The sequence below is a fragment of the Marinobacter sp. 1-3A genome (assembly GCF_016597775.1).
Lineage (GTDB): Bacteria > Pseudomonadota > Gammaproteobacteria > Pseudomonadales > Oleiphilaceae > Marinobacter > Marinobacter xiaoshiensis.
Window position 1 is genome coordinate 19,205 of the sequence record NZ_VCGZ01000004.1, and the last position, 15,722, is coordinate 34,926.

Annotated in this window: 18 protein-coding genes and 1 other RNA gene; 13 read left to right on the forward strand and 6 right to left on the reverse strand. The window is 54.5% G+C overall.

All coding sequences use genetic code 11. From position 1 onward, the window contains the following. Nucleotides 1-4 precede the first annotated feature (4 nt). Together pepP and FE848_RS07300 are read right to left on the reverse strand one after the other, a co-directional pair. A complete protein-coding gene (gene pepP / locus FE848_RS07295; protein WP_200202144.1) occupies nucleotides 5-1,324 on the reverse strand; it encodes a Xaa-Pro aminopeptidase in 1,320 nt (439 codons plus the stop codon). A 26-nt stretch (nucleotides 1,325-1,350) separates the two neighbouring features. Further along, entirely contained in the window at nucleotides 1,351-1,950 is a 600-nt protein-coding gene (locus tag FE848_RS07300; RefSeq protein WP_200202145.1) for a UPF0149 family protein, read from the reverse strand. A 138-nt stretch (nucleotides 1,951-2,088) separates the two neighbouring features. Between FE848_RS07300 and FE848_RS07305 the strand changes: the two genes are divergently transcribed. After that, nucleotides 2,089-2,631: a ZrgA family zinc uptake protein gene (locus tag FE848_RS07305; protein WP_200202146.1), complete on the forward strand. Its 543-nt coding sequence runs from the start codon at nucleotides 2,089-2,091 to the stop codon at nucleotides 2,629-2,631. Between the two features lie 2 nt (nucleotides 2,632-2,633). On the opposite strand, the gene FE848_RS07310 is transcribed toward FE848_RS07305, so the two are convergent. Next, a complete protein-coding gene (locus FE848_RS07310; RefSeq protein WP_200202147.1) occupies nucleotides 2,634-3,152 on the reverse strand; it encodes a DUF3299 domain-containing protein in 519 nt (172 codons plus the stop codon). Nucleotides 3,153-3,238: 86 nt separating this feature from the next. Between FE848_RS07310 and FE848_RS07315 the strand changes: the two genes are divergently transcribed. From FE848_RS07315 to FE848_RS07340, 6 genes are all read left to right on the forward strand, one after another. Further along, on the forward strand, nucleotides 3,239-3,955 hold the full coding sequence (locus FE848_RS07315) for an ABC transporter ATP-binding protein (RefSeq protein WP_200202148.1): 717 nt from the start codon (nucleotides 3,239-3,241) through the stop codon (nucleotides 3,953-3,955). Then, nucleotides 3,952-5,226, forward strand: coding sequence for an ABC transporter permease (locus FE848_RS07320; RefSeq protein ID WP_200202149.1), 1,275 nt, complete (start codon nucleotides 3,952-3,954; stop codon nucleotides 5,224-5,226). The genes FE848_RS07315 and FE848_RS07320 overlap by 4 nt, the downstream gene beginning before the upstream one ends. Nucleotides 5,227-5,350: 124 nt before the next feature. Next, on the forward strand, nucleotides 5,351-5,557 hold the full coding sequence (locus FE848_RS07325; protein WP_200202150.1) for a TIGR02449 family protein: 207 nt from the start codon (nucleotides 5,351-5,353) through the stop codon (nucleotides 5,555-5,557). After that, on the forward strand, nucleotides 5,557-5,853 hold the full coding sequence (locus FE848_RS07330) for a cell division protein ZapA (protein ID WP_200202151.1): 297 nt from the start codon (nucleotides 5,557-5,559) through the stop codon (nucleotides 5,851-5,853). Before FE848_RS07325 ends, FE848_RS07330 begins: the two co-directional genes overlap by 1 nt. A 61-nt stretch (nucleotides 5,854-5,914) precedes the next feature. Then, nucleotides 5,915-6,094, forward strand: a non-coding RNA gene (gene ssrS, locus FE848_RS07335) — 6S RNA. Between the two features lie 4 nt (nucleotides 6,095-6,098). Beyond that, nucleotides 6,099-6,737, forward strand: a complete 639-nt coding sequence (locus FE848_RS07340) for a 5-formyltetrahydrofolate cyclo-ligase (protein WP_200202152.1) — start codon at nucleotides 6,099-6,101, stop codon at nucleotides 6,735-6,737. Nucleotides 6,738-6,756: 19 nt separating this feature from the next. On the opposite strand, the gene FE848_RS07345 is transcribed toward FE848_RS07340, so the two are convergent. Next, the gene (locus FE848_RS07345; RefSeq protein ID WP_200202153.1) at nucleotides 6,757-6,930 is read right to left on the reverse strand and encodes a hypothetical protein; all 174 of its coding nucleotides are present in this window, start codon (nucleotides 6,928-6,930) and stop codon (nucleotides 6,757-6,759) included. A gap of 202 nt (nucleotides 6,931-7,132) precedes the next feature. Further along, complete coding sequence (gene ilvA, locus FE848_RS07350) at nucleotides 7,133-8,668, reverse strand: threonine ammonia-lyase, biosynthetic (protein ID WP_200202154.1); 1,536 nt, start codon at nucleotides 8,666-8,668, stop codon at nucleotides 7,133-7,135. A 142-nt stretch (nucleotides 8,669-8,810) separates the two neighbouring features. Here ilvA and rpiA point away from each other — a divergent pair, with 142 nt between their 5' ends. The 3 genes from rpiA (at nucleotide 8,811) to ppa (ending at nucleotide 11,562) form a co-directional block, all read left to right on the forward strand. After that, nucleotides 8,811-9,491 carry a ribose-5-phosphate isomerase RpiA gene (rpiA, locus tag FE848_RS07355; protein WP_200202155.1) on the forward strand — a complete coding sequence of 227 codons (681 nt, stop codon included), beginning with the start codon at nucleotides 8,811-8,813 and terminating at the stop codon, nucleotides 9,489-9,491. Nucleotides 9,492-9,628: 137 nt separating this feature from the next. Beyond that, complete coding sequence (locus FE848_RS07360; protein ID WP_200202156.1) at nucleotides 9,629-10,768, forward strand: acyl-CoA dehydrogenase family protein; 1,140 nt, start codon at nucleotides 9,629-9,631, stop codon at nucleotides 10,766-10,768. Between the two features lie 266 nt (nucleotides 10,769-11,034). Then, the gene (gene ppa / locus FE848_RS07365; RefSeq protein ID WP_200202157.1) at nucleotides 11,035-11,562 is read left to right on the forward strand and encodes an inorganic diphosphatase; all 528 of its coding nucleotides are present in this window, start codon (nucleotides 11,035-11,037) and stop codon (nucleotides 11,560-11,562) included. A 69-nt stretch (nucleotides 11,563-11,631) separates the two neighbouring features. Here the strand turns inward: ppa and FE848_RS07370 are convergent, their stop codons facing one another. Beyond that, complete coding sequence (locus FE848_RS07370) at nucleotides 11,632-12,684, reverse strand: DUF2333 family protein (protein ID WP_200202158.1); 1,053 nt, start codon at nucleotides 12,682-12,684, stop codon at nucleotides 11,632-11,634. Nucleotides 12,685-12,907: 223 nt separating this feature from the next. On the opposite strand from FE848_RS07370, the gene FE848_RS07375 reads away from it, so the two are divergent. The 3 genes from FE848_RS07375 to accB all read left to right on the forward strand — a co-directional run bounded on the left by FE848_RS07375 (nucleotide 12,908) and on the right by accB (nucleotide 15,717). Then, nucleotides 12,908-14,521: a diguanylate cyclase gene (locus tag FE848_RS07375; RefSeq protein ID WP_200202159.1), complete on the forward strand. Its 1,614-nt coding sequence runs from the start codon at nucleotides 12,908-12,910 to the stop codon at nucleotides 14,519-14,521. Between the two features lie 266 nt (nucleotides 14,522-14,787). Further along, nucleotides 14,788-15,228: a type II 3-dehydroquinate dehydratase gene (aroQ, locus tag FE848_RS07380; RefSeq protein WP_200202160.1), complete on the forward strand. Its 441-nt coding sequence runs from the start codon at nucleotides 14,788-14,790 to the stop codon at nucleotides 15,226-15,228. A gap of 27 nt (nucleotides 15,229-15,255) precedes the next feature. Then, nucleotides 15,256-15,717: an acetyl-CoA carboxylase biotin carboxyl carrier protein gene (gene accB / locus FE848_RS07385; RefSeq protein ID WP_200202161.1), complete on the forward strand. Its 462-nt coding sequence runs from the start codon at nucleotides 15,256-15,258 to the stop codon at nucleotides 15,715-15,717. Nucleotides 15,718-15,722 lie beyond the last annotated feature (5 nt).

Consider the following 15,722-nt stretch of genomic DNA (forward strand, 5'->3'; position numbering starts at 1 on the left):
AGGCTCATCCCGCCATCAGGGCTTCAATCTCTTCAATGGTCTTGGGTACGCCGTTCGTCAGCACCCGACAACCATCCTTGGTAACCACCACGTCATCTTCGATACGAATGCCGATACCACGCCACTTTTCGTCCACACTGGTATTGTTCGGCGAGATATACAGGCCAGGCTCAACCGTCAGCGCCATACCCGGCTCGAGCAACCGCCACGCGTCGCCAATTTTGTAGTCACCCACATCGTGCACATCAAGGCCCAGCCAGTGACCGGTGCGGTGCATGAAAAAGGGCTTGAAGGCTTCACTTGCAATGGCATCTTCAACGGTGCCCGACAGCAGGCCCAACTCGATCAGGCCACCGGTCAGCACGCTCAAAGCCGCTTCATGGGGATGGTTCCAGTGATTACCGGGGCGCACCGCATCAATGGCTGCATACTGGGCCGCCAGCACCACCTCGTAGAGCGCCCGCTGCTCCGGGCTGAACTTGCCGTTGACCGGGAAAGTGCGAGTAATATCCGAGGCATAACACTCCACCTCACAGCCCGCATCGATGAGCACCAGATCGCCGTCATTCAAGGGCGCAGTGTTCTCGATGTAATGCAGAATACAGCCGTTGGCGCCGCCGCCCACGATAGACGGATAAGCTGTGGAGCGGGCACCATGGTCCATAAATGTATGAATCAGTTCGGCCTCAAGGTTGTATTCGTAGCCACCCTTTCGAGCGCGCTTCATGGCACGGCAATGGGCTTCAGAACTGATCTGACCTGCCTTGGCCATGGCCTTGATTTCGTTTGCGCTCTTGAAAAGCCGAAGATCGTGCAGAAGGTGCTCCAGCGCCACAAACTCACCAGGCGGGTGCGCACCGCTTTTGACCTTGCTGCGGATAACCTTCACCCAGTCCATCACCCGGGTATCGAATCCCTGATCTTTGCCAAGCGGGTAATACACCCGGCTGCGACCTTCAATCATGCCGGGCAGAATGTCGTCGATATCGGCAATGGGGAACGCATCGTCCAGCCCGTAAAGCTCGATCGCGCCCTCAGGCCCCACAAGAAACCCATCCCACAATTCTTTTTCGGGGTTTTTCTCTTTGCAGAACAGCACCGACTCGCCGTGTTCACGGCCGGGAATCAGCGCCAGTACGGCCTCGGGCTCACCAAAGCCGGTCAGGTACTGGAAATCACTATCCTGTCGAAACGGGTGCAAAACGTCGCGGTTACGAACGCGCTCCGGCGCAGCCGGAATAATGGCAATGCTGTCTGGTGCCATGCGCTCCATCAGTTTGCGTCGGCGCTCGGAAAATTCCTTGACGGGTATAATGGACGACATAGGTTCTCCCGCAGTGTGTGACTTGATTAATGCAGTGTTGATGCTTGTGACGCCGGCCGTTCGGGCGGATTGAATTCGGTAAACACGGCCAGAGCACCAAGCCGGATGTATTCGGTTATCTCCACCAGCTGCTGCTCGCTTTCCTGGTCTGATTCCTGATCTTCAGATACCTGGCTTATGGCCACCATGTCTTCGATAAGTTCGCGGATTTCCTCCGGCGCTTCACCCAGAGACTCTCCGGCAGACAAGGCCATGCCCTCCAGAAAACCACGCACCCAGGCTACAAGAGCCTCAAGGCGCTGGTCGATAGCATAGTCATCGTCTGGCAGCAGCGGATGGAAGCTCATATCCGCCGACTTCAAAAACGCCAAGGTCTGTTCGTAGGCTTCATTCATGAACACAGACAGACCATCAGCCTCCGCAGCTGCGCTTTCAGGCAAACCCATGTGCTCGCAAACCATGGCAAGCCACTCATCTTCCTCGATGCGAGAACCGGCAGCCAGTCGCCCGCACAGGGCACCATGAAGCTCGGAGGGATGGCTGAACGCTTTGTGCGCGGTGAAAACGTTCGCCCAGCGCTCAAATTCAGCGGCGTAGGCCGCGCCAACAGTGTCGGTTTCTGACATGAACCTTAACAATCCTGTGTTGAGAAGTTAGGCAACTATCCTAGCATTCAGGCGCCTTCAAGGCACTGAATGGTTGATTTTCGAGGAGCAAGAGAAGATCATGTTATAACATAACACTCATCACTAATGGACACGGGCATGCTCTCAAAAAACCATCGCGCATTCTCAATCGCTTTTGCACTGGCCAGCACCCCACTTATGGCCGCCGACAACCCGGGCTCACACCAACATGGCCAAGCTGAAATGCAACTCGCATTCGCGGATAACCAGGTTGAAGTACTACTCACATCCCCGGCTGGCAATATGCTGGGGTTCGAGCACCACCCTCGCACGCCAGAGCAGCACCAGATTGAAGAGCTCGTTACCCATTGGCTAGGCGAAAATCCGCTGATTAACACTCCGGAATCAACCTGTCAGATACATGCCACCACGGTTCAGCACGAAGTTGCAGGCAGTCACGATCATGGGGGGCACAGCCACGGGGACGAGAGCCAGCACGCCGATATCACCGTCACCCAGATTCTGAACTGCACCGGGCTGGATCATTCTGTTTCCCTGACTACACCACTTACCGCCCGTTTTCCGGCTCTGGAGCATCTCGATATTGCCTGGGCCGGGCCGGATGGACAGGGTGCAGCTCGCCTGGGGCAAGGTGAAAGCTCTTTCAAACTGGGGCGCTGAAGCTACTCCTCATAGAGCTCAACCGTTTCCGCCACCATTGAGTAGGATGACGTGCCAACATCGGTTTCTGTTCGATCTATCACCAACGTGCCTTCAATCCAGACAGGATCGTACAGGGCCTCGAGCTTGATCCCCTGCTTGTATTTAATATGGATAATCTGATTGGGCGGCGGGGGTGGCACGTGGATACAGGCACCGTAATAGGGCACCAGAAAGAATTCCAGAATGCGCATATCGTTGGTGGTTTTGAGAGGTACCACAAAACCCGGGATGCGGCCTTTAACATTGGCCATCTCGGGTACAACCCTGCCGGTCATGATTTCATCTGGCAGCAAGGCAGGGCCGTCGCCCTCATGCTCCAGTTCAGGCATATTTTCCAGCAGGGCCAGATCTTCTGCCGGCATCAGTTCCAGCCAGTCGATCTCCCGGAGTTCTGAGTAGGCCGGCATGGAAACGCTCAGCAAGAGAATAAACAACGCCGAAAGCCGAACCCGGGCAGAGGAACATGAAGTGGGGATCATTAGCAAAGCTCTCCGGAAAACCAGCAGCCATTACAGTGCACATGAATAGTAGCCAGACATAATACACGGGGCAGATAGCGATCAACATGAACAACCAGTCAGAAACCAACGCGCACCATCGAGAACATGCGCCAGCGGCGATCGACGTCAAAAGCCTCAGCTTTAGCTGGGGCAGCCAACAGCCGACATTACTGTTCCCGGACCTCACACTACCTCAGGGCGAACATCTTTTTCTTCATGGCCCGAGTGGCACAGGGAAAAGTACGTTTCTGAGCCTTCTTGCCGGCATGCTCGCACCAGGTGCGGGCTCCATCAAGCTACTGGGCACTGACATCCAGCAACTGGGGGCCAGCAAACGTGACCGCTTCCGGGCGGACCACATGGGCGTTATATTCCAGCAGTTCAACCTGGTGCCCTACCTCACAGCCGAGGCCAATGTGACCCTGCCCTGCAGGCTGTCACATCGGCGCAAGGCTGCCACCGGCGAGTCGCCAGCTGCCGCCGCTCAGAGATTACTGGCGGCTCTGGCCATTCCACAGAGCCACTGGCAACGCAAGGTTACTCAGCTCAGCATTGGTCAGCAGCAGCGCATTGCCGCTGCACGGGCGCTGATCGGGGCGCCGGAGATTATTCTGGCAGATGAGCCCACATCCGCGCTGGACAGTGATAATCGCGACCGCTTCATTCAGCTATTGCTAACCATGGCTGAACAACGCAACACGTCCGTGCTGTTCGTCAGCCATGACCGCTCGCTGGCCCAGCACTTTCATCACCAGCTAGAACTCGGGCAGGTGGCGGCATGAAGATTCACCTCGCATTATCACTGGCAAGTGCCAGCCTGTGGCACCGGCGCAAAGTGCTGGCTCTGGTATGCTTCACCCTCACCTTGAGCGTCACCCTTCTGCTTGGAATCCAGTATTTGCGCACAGAAGTGAAGCAGTCCTTTACCAGCACCATCAGCGATACCGATTTGATTATCGGCGCCCGCAGCGGCCAGCTGAACCTGCTGATGTACACGGTGTTCCATATCGGCGACGCCACCAACAACATCCGCTGGAGCACATTTCAGGATCTTGAACAGGACACGCGCATTGACTGGCTGATTCCCATTTCCCTGGGCGACAGTTACAAGGGTTTTCGGGTTGTGGGCACAGACAAAGGATTTGCCGAGCATTTCCGGTTTGGCCGGGGCCAGCCTCTTAACCTGGCTGGGGGGCAGTGGTTTGACGGAATTTTCGATGTGGTACTGGGTGCCGGCGTTGCCAGAACCCTGAATCATGGCCTAGGCGATAAAATCATACTGTCCCATGGCGGCGGGCGCACCAGCTTCTCGAATCACAAAGACACGCCTTTCACCGTGACTGGCATTCTTGAGGCCACGGGCACACCTGTTGATCAAGCGGTCTATATCAGCCTGCAAGGCATGGAGGCTATACACGTTGGCTGGGAATCGGGCGTCGCCATTCCTGGTCGCACACTCACCCCGGAGAAGGCACAAAACCGCGACTTCACACCCAAAACCATTACCGCTGTTTTTGCCGGGCTGGATCGCAAGATCCTCACGTTCCGCGTGCAGCGTGATCTGAACCAATACGCGGGCGAGCCACTCTCGGCCATTCTGCCCGGCGTGGCCTTGAGTGAATTGTGGCGACTGATGAGCCAGTTTGAGCAGGCACTGCTTGGCATCACCGGATTTGTGGTGGTGACGAGCCTGATAGGACTGATTGCGGTACTGCTCACACTGCAAACCCAGCGCGCCCACGAAATCGCAATTTTGCGTGCTACAGGTGCCTCTCCCGGCCTGATTGCAAGCCTCTACCTTATCGAGTGCCTGGCACTTGCCCTTGTAGCCTGTGTAATTTCGCTGGCATTGGGTGCTTTGGCGATTTCAATGTTTGGCCCCTGGCTGCTGACAAATTATGGAATTCAGCTTCAATTACGCCCATTAACCTTCGAAGAATGGTCTCTACTGATATCCGTGCCGCTGGCCGCCCTGTTAGTAGCACTTATTCCCGCCTTCAGCGCTTGGCGGCAAAGCCGTTCTCAGGGCTTTGGAAGCCCCGGTGGGACGTGACAGAATCGTGCTCAGAAGCGTCAAAGAACGGAAGGCTTCAACTTATGACACGCGTGTAAATTGACCGCTATGGCGCGCGCACTTATAGTTAGTCGCAATAACTTCAACCTATGCTGGGCACGTCATGGAACAGTCCGAAGTACAAGCATTAGCGGACAAGCTGGACAAGCTGATCGAACACTGCCAAAAACTGGAGCAGAGCAACGCTGCCCTGAGGCAGTTGCAAGATGACTGGAACCGGGAACGGGCCCAGCTTATGCAAAAAAATGATCTTGCCAAAAACAAGATCGAAGCCATGATCGGTCGCCTTCGGGCACTGGAGCACCATTGATGTCCAAGCAACCCACCACCGTTGAGGTAAAAATTCTCGACAAGGAATACCTGGTCGCCTGCCCTCCCGAAGCACAGGAGGCACTTGTTCGGGCCGCGAGGCATCTGGACAGCAAAATGCGGGAAATACGCACCAGCGGCAAGGTATTCGGAACCGAGCGCATTGCCGTGATGGCAGCACTGAATATGACCCATGATTTGCTAGAGCGGGACACCATGTCAGAAGCCACCAGCACGCTCCTGAAAGCCATGGACAGCAAGCTGGAAAACGCCCTCGGAGAGCAGTCAAACCACTGATTTATGGTAGATTCCCCGATAGGTGTTGCAATCGCACCCGGATCTGGCCCTATAATGGAATCACTTCCTGGGCTGTTCGCTGGTCGGACTCGTCCTCGAGCCGATGCGCTTTACCCAGGTGGCCACTACAGGGCATTGTGAGCATGTCCCCGCAGGGGGAAAGCCTAATATGTCACAGCGGCCGCCGACCTTGAACTTTGGGTTCAAGGGCCACGTCCGATAACGGCAGCTCGGGAAGCTTTATTTTGAGCCAGACGACCGACTCACACCCTTCCGAATTCGATTTAACTCCCTCGTCTCGCAACGCACTACGGAAGCATTTGCGCCAACTCAGGCGTGCACTGTCGGCAAGGGAGCAGGAACAGGCCTCGGCTTCTCTCGCTTTGAACCTGCTGAAAAATCCGGACCTGCACAGAGCCAGACACATTGCCATCTACCTGCCCAACGATGGCGAGATTGACCCGCATCCGTACATGGCTATGGCCATGGCCCGCAGCAAAGGCGTTCACTTTTACCTGCCCGTACTGCACCCGATCCATCCTGGCAGGCTGGTTTTCAGCCCCTACTACGATGGTATCGAACTGACAGCCAACCGCTTTGGCATCCCCGAGCCAGCATTCAGCAAAGGACTCAGGCGACCAGCATGGGCACTAGACGCTGTGATGTTTCCATTAGTAGGGTTTGATGCCCATGGCGGGCGACTGGGGATGGGAGGCGGTTTTTACGATCGCACGTTCGCGTTCACCCGCCTGCGCCCGAGGCTGGCACCAAAACTCATCGGCCTGGCTCACCACTGTCAGCAGGTAAACAAACTACCCATCGAACCTTGGGATGTGCCACTGCATAGCGTTGTCACGGACGAGCAGGTGTATCGAGTAAAGTAAGGCGGAGAGCGTTACAGGGTCAACGGAATTCTGATCGGGTAGTCGCCATATAGGTGGAAACTGGCGCAGCAGAACTTTCCGTTACGGTCGCGGGTCTGTCTTCCGATGCCTGCAGCGAAGTAAACCCTGTAATTACAAGGCCGACAGCGAAGATCAGCACAATGGCCCGGATAATATCAGGCTTGCCACCCATGACACTTATTCCTGTTCCAAATAAAGTTAAATCTGCGAGAAATCAGCTGACTATTCTTGTTTCCAAGAATTTGTCGAAAGATTAACACGCATTCTGGATTTTACAATTTTTGACAGGTTAAAGTTCAGTAAGAAAAAAACAGGGATAGGGATAGTAAATAGCCAGCCCGGAAGCCATCGCCCGGGCTGGCCGATTGACAGTATCAGGATGCCTTGCCGTTGCCTGCACCTAAAAACAGCTGGTAAGCCTCGTTATCTGTCATATTTTCATAACGGAAGCCTACCTTGCCCAGCATGGTTTCGAAGTCCTTCACTTCATCATCCTCCACTTGCGCGCCCAGCAGCACGCGGCTGTATGCGGCACCGTGATTGCGGTAGTGGAACATCGAAATATTCCAGCGCGTTCCCAGCGACATCAGAAGTTTCAGCAGCGCCCCAGGGCGTTCCGGGAACTCAAACTGAAATACCTTCTCATTGGTAATGGTGGGCGCGTGGCCACCGACCATGTGGCGAATGTGCTGTTTGGCCATATCGCTGTCGGTGAGATCGAGAACGGAATAGCCGTTTTCACGAAGATCCTGCACCAACTCGTCTCTGCCCAAACCGCCAGCCTGAACCTGAACACCTACAAAAATCGTTGCCTTGCTTGCATCGGCATAGCGATAGTTAAACTCGGTAATGCTGCGCTTATGCAAAGCGTTGATAAAGGTCTTGAAAGCACCCGGTTTCTCCGGAATGGTCACCGCCAGAATAGCTTCACGCTTCTCACCAATCTCCGTGCGCTCTGAAACATAGCGCAGGCGGTCAAAATTCATATTGGCACCGCTCAGAGTGGCGATCAGGTTTTCATTCTCGATCTTTTCCCGTTCGATGTATTTCTTGATACCGGCAACGCCCAACGCACCTGCAGGCTCCGCGATCGAGCGTGTATCTTCAAAGATGTCCTTGATGGCGGCGCAGATCTCATCAGTGGAAACGGTAATCACCTCATCCACGTTATCCTTGCAGATCTCCCAGGGGTGCTTGCCAATCTGCTTTACCGCCACGCCGTCAGCAAAGATGCCCACTTCGTCCAAAACCACACGCTTGCCAGCCTTCATAGCGGCCTGCAGGCAATTGGAGTCTTCCGGCTCTACGCCAATCACCTTGATTTCAGGGCGCAGGTATTTGATATAGGCCGCCATGCCAGCTATCAGGCCACCCCCACCTACACAGATAAACACCGCATGGATAGGCTTGCTGAACTGCCACAACATTTCCATGGCAACTGTACCCTGCCCGGCAATGACATCGGGATCGTCATAGGGAGGAATGTAGGTGTAACCATGCTTCTCAACCAGCTCCTCGGCATGGGTAGCAGCTTCATCAAAGGCATCGCCCTTCAATACTACCCGCGCACCATGATCCCGGACTGAACGTACTTTGATCTCAGGTGTGGTCTGGGGCATCACGATAACGGCCTTGATACCCAGCTCTTTGGCAGCAAGCGCTACACCCTGCGCATGATTGCCTGCGGAAGCACAGATAACCCCTTTGGATTTTTGCTCTTCCGACAGCTGAACAAGCCGGTTGTACGCGCCGCGAATCTTGAAAGAAAACACCGGCTGAAGGTCTTCCCGCTTGAGCATAATATTGTTGCCAAAGCGCTTGGACAGACTACGGGCTTCAGTGAGGGGTGTTTCAATGGCCACGTCATAGACGCGCGCATCGAGAATCTTCTTGATGTAGCGTTGCGGCATGTTGGTTCCGGTTGCTGATTGGATGAATGGTCGGAGAAAACCCACAGTGTAGGAAGTTTGCACCACAGTCGTCTATAAGCAGGCGGCTCTTAAGCGCTATAATGACCCCGAACTCATTCGATTTGCCCCCCCGGAGCGCCTAATGACTCAGGACGAACTAAAGAAAGCCGTTGCCAAAGCGGCTGTGGATTACATTGCACCGCGCCTGGAGCGTGACAGTATTATTGGCGTAGGCACAGGAAGCACCGCCAACTTCTTTATCGACATGCTCGCAGATCTGAAAAACGAATTCGACGGCGCTGTCGCCAGCTCAGAAGCAACGGCAGAGCGCCTGAAAAGCCACGGCATACCTGTGTATGACCTGAACGGTGCCGGCGAACTGGAGTTTTATATTGACGGCGCCGACGAGACCAACGAACGCCTTGAGCTAATCAAAGGCGGTGGTGGCGCACTCACCCGCGAAAAGATCGTGGCGGAGGTCGCCAAGACATTCATCTGCATTGCCGATGAATCCAAAAAGGTCGGCGTACTGGGCGAATTCCCGCTACCTGTAGAGGTAGTTCCCATGGCACGGAGCCATGTTGGCCGCGAAATCGTCAAACTGGGTGGCGACCCCGTTTACCGGGACGGCTTCACCACTGACAACGGCAACATTATCCTGGATATTTATAACATGGATATTTCCCGCCCGATTCAGGTTGAAGAACGGCTGAACAATATAGTGGGCGTTGTCACTAACGGTTTATTTGCCCGTCGCCCAGCAGATCTGTTGCTGCTGGGCACCAGCACCGGCGTTCAGAGCATTCCTCGCAAAGACACCTGATCCCCGCCACCCCACGAAAAACTGGCGCTACATGCCAGTTTTTTTATGCCTGCCAGACTCCAAACCAAGCGCTTGCTTGGTGCTAAAAATTGAGCGACACTAAGGCCTGCCAAATACAAATATAGAGGTGTTCCACCGTGTCCAGTTACTTCAATGAAACCCATGAACAGGCACGCATGAGCGCGCGCAAATTCATCTCTACGCATGTACTTCCTCATATCGATGAATGGGAAGAAGCCGGCGAGTTTCCCCGCGAGATCTACAAAAAAGCCGGGGATGCTGGCCTGCTGGGCATTGGTTTCCCGGAGGCCTTGGGCGGTGTTGGTGAAGGGGACATCTTCCTGAAAGTAGCGGTTTCCGAAGAGCTTATGCGCTCCACATCTGGCGGCTTTGTTGCCAGCATTGGCTCTCTCGACATTGGTTTGCCACCGGTTGCCAAGTGGGCTAAAAAAGAAATCCGGGAACAGATTGTCCCCTCGATTCTAAGTGGCGATAAAATTTCTGCGCTGGCGATCACTGAACCGGGCGGCGGCTCCGACGTAGCCAATCTGAAAACCCGCGCGGTAAAAGATGGCGATCACTACATAGTGAACGGCAGCAAAACCTTCATCACCAGCGGCACACGGGCCGACCACTTCACCGTAGCCGTAAGAACCGGGGGCGAAGGCCATGCTGGCATCAGCTTGCTACTGATCGACCGCGACATGCCCGGCTTCTCCAATGGCAACAAGCTTAAAAAGATGGGCTGGTGGGCCAGTGATACCGCTGAGCTGTTCTTTGAAGACTGCCGAGTACCTGCAGACCGCCTGATCGGCGCAGAGAACGCGGGTTTTATAGCCATCATGAGCAACTTCCTGGCGGAGCGCCTCAGCTTATCCGTCATGGCCTACATGACCGCACAGCTGGCGTACGAAGCGGCCATGGAGTACGTAAAACAGCGCCAGGCATTCGGCCGCCCGGTTTCCGGTTTCCAGGTAACTCGCCACAAACTGGTCGACATGGCCACCCAGATCGACGTGGCTCGTGAATACACCTACCGCTGCGCAGCATTGATGCAGGCTGGCAAAAACCCGATCAAACAGGTGGCCATGGCAAAGAATTTCTCAGTGGATATCTGCGAAAAAGTCACCAGGGAAGCGGTGCAGCTTTTTGGCGGCATGGGCTTTATGCGGGAATCTGTAGTGGATAGGCTATATCGGGATACCAAGATTTTGTCGATTGGCGGCGGAACCACCGAAATCATGAAGGAGCTAATTGCCAAACAGATCCGGCTGTAGGCTTCGATCACGTCGAAATCAGGTTTGCTCAAATGCTCGGGCTGCCCTCTGCCGGTACTGCCCAAAAACGTGGAGCGCCAAGGATGGCGCGACCGAGCCCTACAGGGAAGTATTTACGGGCGTTTTTTGGGCACTACCGGCAGAGGGCAGCGTGCACTAAAGCCCCCCAACCAAGGTTTAGTTTCGAATGCCTGCAGAGTCCCGTATAATTGCGCTCACTTTTCAAGCACAGTTAAACGAACCTAACGTATCAGGAAGGAACTCTCATGCAATTCAGCAATATCCCTGCGGGCAAAAACCCACCAGAAGACATCTACGTAGCCATCGAAATCCCGGCTAACAGCTCCCCGGTCAAGTACGAACTCGACAAAGACATGGGCGCTCTGCTGGTAGACCGTTTTATGGCAACGCCTATGTTCTACCCAGCCAACTACGGTTTTATCCCTCACACCTTGGGTGAAGACGGCGATCCGCTGGACGTTCTGGTTGTTACCCCTTACGCGCTTCAGGCGGGCTCAGTGATCCGCTGCCGCCCGGTAGGCGTGCTGAATATGGACGACGAAGCCGGTGGCGATGCCAAGCTGGTAGCCGTACCCCACAGCAAGCTGACCAACTCGTACCAGGACATTCACGAAATCGACGACCTGCCTGTTCTGCTGCGCGACCAGATCCGCCACTTTTTTGAAAATTACAAAACACTTGAGCCAGGCAAGTGGGTCAAGGTAAAAGGCTGGGACAACGCTGCTGCAGCCAAACAAGCCATTGTTGATTCGATCAAAGCTTACCAAGGCTGATCTGATCTGCAGAAAGCAAAAAACCGGGCAAAAGCCCGGTTTTTTTATGCCTGAACAAACGCCTCTGGCTTAGCCTCGTGACAGCAGATCCCGCATATCACTAATTGCCGCATTAGCGCGGGAAAGGTAAGCCGCCATCGTCAGCGAGTGGTTCGCCAGAACCCCAAACCCACTGCCGTTGAGGATAACCGGGCTCCACATTTCGCCCTGGGCACCCTCTAACTCAATGATTACCTGCTTCACGCTGGAAATAGCATTCTTGTCCTGGAGAACCTTGCGGAAATCCACTTCAATCGCGCGGAAAATATGCAACAACGCCCACGAACTGCCCCGAGCCTCATAAAACACATCGTCAATCTTGGTCCAGTCGGTTTTGATATCGCCGCCACCGGTTTCTTCGTTCAGCGGATTGTCTGCATCCACATTGGCTACCGCTTCTGACACCGATGCCTTACCAACGCTCTCACCAAGTGTGCGCGAAAGGCTGCCCAGCCGGGTTTCCAGATCACCAAGCCAGTTGCTCAGGTTGTCGGCTCTGGCAAAGAACTGGGCGTTTGCCTGCTCCGGGCTGGACAGCCGATTAAGATAACGCTTCAGCGCGGCAATACCACGACGATACTCCGCCTCTGTGGAGGGTATAGCCCAGCTCTCGCTGTCAAAGTGAAACTGGGGCTCCGCTATGATCAAATCCGGGTCTTCCGCAGATTGGCTCTGAGAGCGGCTTATGTCCTTACGCATGGCCCGAGACAGGTCGCGAAGCTGCACCAGCACGCCGTACTCCCAGTTGGGCTGGTTATCCAGCCAAAGCCCCGGGGGAAATATATCGTTGGACAGGTAGCCACCTGGCTTATCGAGAAGCGTTTCGGCTATACGGATCATGGTTACCGTTGTAGCAAAGCCGGTTATGGGTTCCCGCTGCATTTCATTGGCCACTGCCCGCGTATGCTCACGCACAGAGAAGGCCTCGGGCTCACTGCTCCAATAGATCCCCAGTACAACCGTTACCAGCAAATATACCAGCAAGACAACAGCTACAAATTTGCCGATCACGCCGTTGTTGCCGGCAAAATCCTGAGCGTCTTCTTTCTTGTCTCTGAAATACTGTCTGATTTTGCCTGGCATATTACGTTAAGCCCCTTGTCTGTTAATTGACTGCATTACGGTCTGTATGGATCCTAACCCATGGCGCTTTCTATATACACACCTCAGAATTCACAAACAATTACATGGTGCAACCTACGCCCACAACTCTAAACACTATAGACTCCAAAAACAGACTAAAGTTGGAAAAAACGTCCACGCCCTGAAGGACGGCCCATAATGAAAAGAGGCAGCCCCGAGAATAATGAGCGACGCAAGCCAGAAAGAAAAACTCAGGCAGCATTTTGCTCGCCGTGTGACCACTCAGGCCCGGGTTGTACTGGACACCTGGCAGAAGATTAATGCCAACAGCGGATCATTTCCCGCGCTTCGCGAGGAGTTCCAGGCCGCATCCGACAAACTGGTGCGCTATGCCCAAAGATTTGAGATGGCAGACCATGCGGAAGCAGGCAACCAGATTCTCAAGGCTGTAACAAACTGGTCGGGCGAGACTGCACCAGACGACGCCACGGAGCTACAGCTCCAGGATGCCATTGACGCACTTGCACGAAGTACCCTGAGACGAACCGACCACAGTGACACAGAAGCACCTCACCAGTTCCGGCGCACCCCGGTATACATAGCACTCACCAACTCCGAGATGGCTAACAGGTTAATTCGTCAGCTTGAGTTTTTCGGCTTTCGTGCTGCGGCGTTCAATTCGGCTAAAGAACTGACCGAAGCCTGCGCCCTGCATAAGCCCGAAACCATCCTTATGGATGTAAATTTCGGAGGTGCCCCGAACGCCGGCATAGCCACCATCGAGCAACTGCAAGAGCGGCACGACACGCCTGTTCCAGTTATTTTCATGAGCGACGAAGACGGCACCATTGAAACCCGTCTGCGCGCCTCCCGCTGCGGCGGCGAAGAGTTCTTCTACCCTGCGGTTGATCCGGGCCAGCTTATCGAGAAGATTGAAACCTACACCCACGGCAATACTGTGGAGCCTTACCGGGTACTTGTTCTGGACGATTCCAGGGCACAGGCCAAATTCATGGAAACGGTTCTCAAAAAAGCGGGCATGACTGCCCACATCATTACCGATCCCATGGAAATCATTCACGCACTGGACACATTCTCACCAGAGATCATCATCCTCGACATGTACATGCCTGGCTGCACCGGCATGGAGATTGCGCGCGTTATCCGGCAGCAAGACCGGTTTCACAGCGTGCCGATTATCTACCTTTCTGGCGAAGAAGATGTCACCAAACAGTTGCACGCCATGAGCCTTGGCGGCGACGACTTCCTGACCAAGCCCGTAGACCCCAAACACCTGATTGCCACACTCCATAACCGCGGCCGTCGCGCACGTTCTCTCCTGGCGCTGATGATCCGCGACAGTCTCACCGGGCTCTACAACCACACTCACACCCTGTATTTGCTGGATCAGGAAATCGCACGCGCAAGGCAAAAAGGCCAGTCACTGTGCTTTGCGATGATCGATATTGATTACTTCAAGAAGGTGAATGACACCTACGGCCACCCCATTGGCGACCGTGTTATTCGCAGCCTCTCCATGTTTTTCAAACAGCGCCTGCGCAAAACCGATCATATTGGCCGTTTTGGTGGCGAAGAATTCGCCATCATTCTTCCCAATACCCGGCCAAGCGATGCGCGCAACGTTTTGAATGAAATCCGGGAGCGTTTTGCCGAACTTCAGCAGCCTGCCGGTGACCGGGAGTTTAATGTTACCTTCAGCTGTGGCGTGGCTGCATGGAATAATGACCCCGCCCATACTCTATGCGAACGTGCCGACCGCGCGCTCTATGTTTCCAAGGAACGCGGGCGTAATTGCGTCACCCTGGCCGACAGCTGATCAGCTCAGGCAACTGACCGGGCAGCCCACACAAGGCTGCCCGTATGAAACCATCGTCGTATAGAAGTCCCCTCCTCCGTTAACGACAATGATAAGTATCAGCAAAAAGAACATGCGGGCGCCTCCAGCCTCTGGGATGTGGCCGATCGCTAGCATGCAACATTGTCAAAAAGTGTTGATCTGAAGAATAAAAGCACACACCATGGGTGGAAAATGCCGTTATATTCGGCGATTCTGTTTATAAAGTGAAAAAGGCAGACGCAACCATGTCGACAATTCTCGTGCTCCATGGCCCCAACCTCAACATGCTCGGTATTCGCGAGCCAGAGGTTTATGGCCACGAGACACTGGCGGATATTGATGACCGGTTACGAGGGATAGCCGCAGAAAAGGGCCATCACCTGCTGCACCTGCAATCAAATGCCGAATACGAACTGATTGAACGGATCCACGAAGCCCGGGCAGAGGGCGTGGATTTCATCATTATCAATCCTGCCGCTTTCACTCATACCAGTGTTGCCTTACGGGACGCCATACTGGCCACAGGAATCCCGTTCATAGAAGTGCATCTTTCCAACGTGCATGCGCGGGAAGCCTTCCGCCATCATTCGTATTTTTCTGATATCGCCGTAGGCGTTATCTGCGGATTAGGCAGCCAGGGGTACGAACTCGCCCTTCAGGCCGCCATGCAACGAATTCACCGATAGACCTGATACAACGGGATTGGACTGACTATGGATATTCGCAAAATCAAGAAACTGATCGAACTCATCGAAGAGTCTGACGTCGAAGAGATTGAGATTCATGAAGGAGATGATTCTGTTCGCATCTCCCGACGTCGTGAACAGGCTTCCGGTACCCAGTACATTAGCCAATACGCTCCACCAGCACCGCAGTATGCGCCGGCACCAGAGACCCCGGGCCCGGTTCAGGAAGATAGTGCACCGCAACCCGTCCACAATGGACATGCGCTACGCTCCCCCATGGTTGGAACCTTCTACAGGGCGCCTTCTCCCACTGCCGACGCCTTTGCAGAGATTGGCCAGCAAGTAAAAGCGGGCGACATCGTCTGCATCGTAGAAGCCATGAAAATGATGAACCAGATCGAAGCCGACAAGAGCGGCACGATTACAGAAATTCTGGTTGAAAACGGTCAGCCCGTGGAATTTGACCAGCCGCTGTTAATCATTTCCTGAACCGG

Coding starts and splice junctions, on each gene's coding strand:
- pepP (WP_200202144.1), bottom strand. CDS start 1,324: ATGTCGTCCATTATACCCGTCAAGGAATTTTCCGAGCGCCGACGCAAA.
- FE848_RS07300 (WP_200202145.1), bottom strand. CDS start 1,950: ATGTCAGAAACCGACACTGTTGGCGCGGCCTACGCCGCTGAATTTGAG.
- FE848_RS07305 (WP_200202146.1), top strand. CDS start 2,089: ATGCTCTCAAAAAACCATCGCGCATTCTCAATCGCTTTTGCACTGGCC.
- FE848_RS07310 (WP_200202147.1), bottom strand. CDS start 3,152: ATGATCCCCACTTCATGTTCCTCTGCCCGGGTTCGGCTTTCGGCGTTG.
- FE848_RS07315 (WP_200202148.1), top strand. CDS start 3,239: ATGAACAACCAGTCAGAAACCAACGCGCACCATCGAGAACATGCGCCA.
- FE848_RS07320 (WP_200202149.1), top strand. CDS start 3,952: ATGAAGATTCACCTCGCATTATCACTGGCAAGTGCCAGCCTGTGGCAC.
- FE848_RS07325 (WP_200202150.1), top strand. CDS start 5,351: ATGGAACAGTCCGAAGTACAAGCATTAGCGGACAAGCTGGACAAGCTG.
- FE848_RS07330 (WP_200202151.1), top strand. CDS start 5,557: ATGTCCAAGCAACCCACCACCGTTGAGGTAAAAATTCTCGACAAGGAA.
- FE848_RS07345 (WP_200202153.1), bottom strand. CDS start 6,930: ATGGGTGGCAAGCCTGATATTATCCGGGCCATTGTGCTGATCTTCGCT.
- ilvA (WP_200202154.1), bottom strand. CDS start 8,668: ATGCCGCAACGCTACATCAAGAAGATTCTCGATGCGCGCGTCTATGAC.
- rpiA (WP_200202155.1), top strand. CDS start 8,811: ATGACTCAGGACGAACTAAAGAAAGCCGTTGCCAAAGCGGCTGTGGAT.
- ppa (WP_200202157.1), top strand. CDS start 11,035: ATGCAATTCAGCAATATCCCTGCGGGCAAAAACCCACCAGAAGACATC.
- FE848_RS07370 (WP_200202158.1), bottom strand. CDS start 12,684: ATGCCAGGCAAAATCAGACAGTATTTCAGAGACAAGAAAGAAGACGCT.
- FE848_RS07375 (WP_200202159.1), top strand. CDS start 12,908: ATGAGCGACGCAAGCCAGAAAGAAAAACTCAGGCAGCATTTTGCTCGC.
- aroQ (WP_200202160.1), top strand. CDS start 14,788: ATGTCGACAATTCTCGTGCTCCATGGCCCCAACCTCAACATGCTCGGT.
- accB (WP_200202161.1), top strand. CDS start 15,256: ATGGATATTCGCAAAATCAAGAAACTGATCGAACTCATCGAAGAGTCT.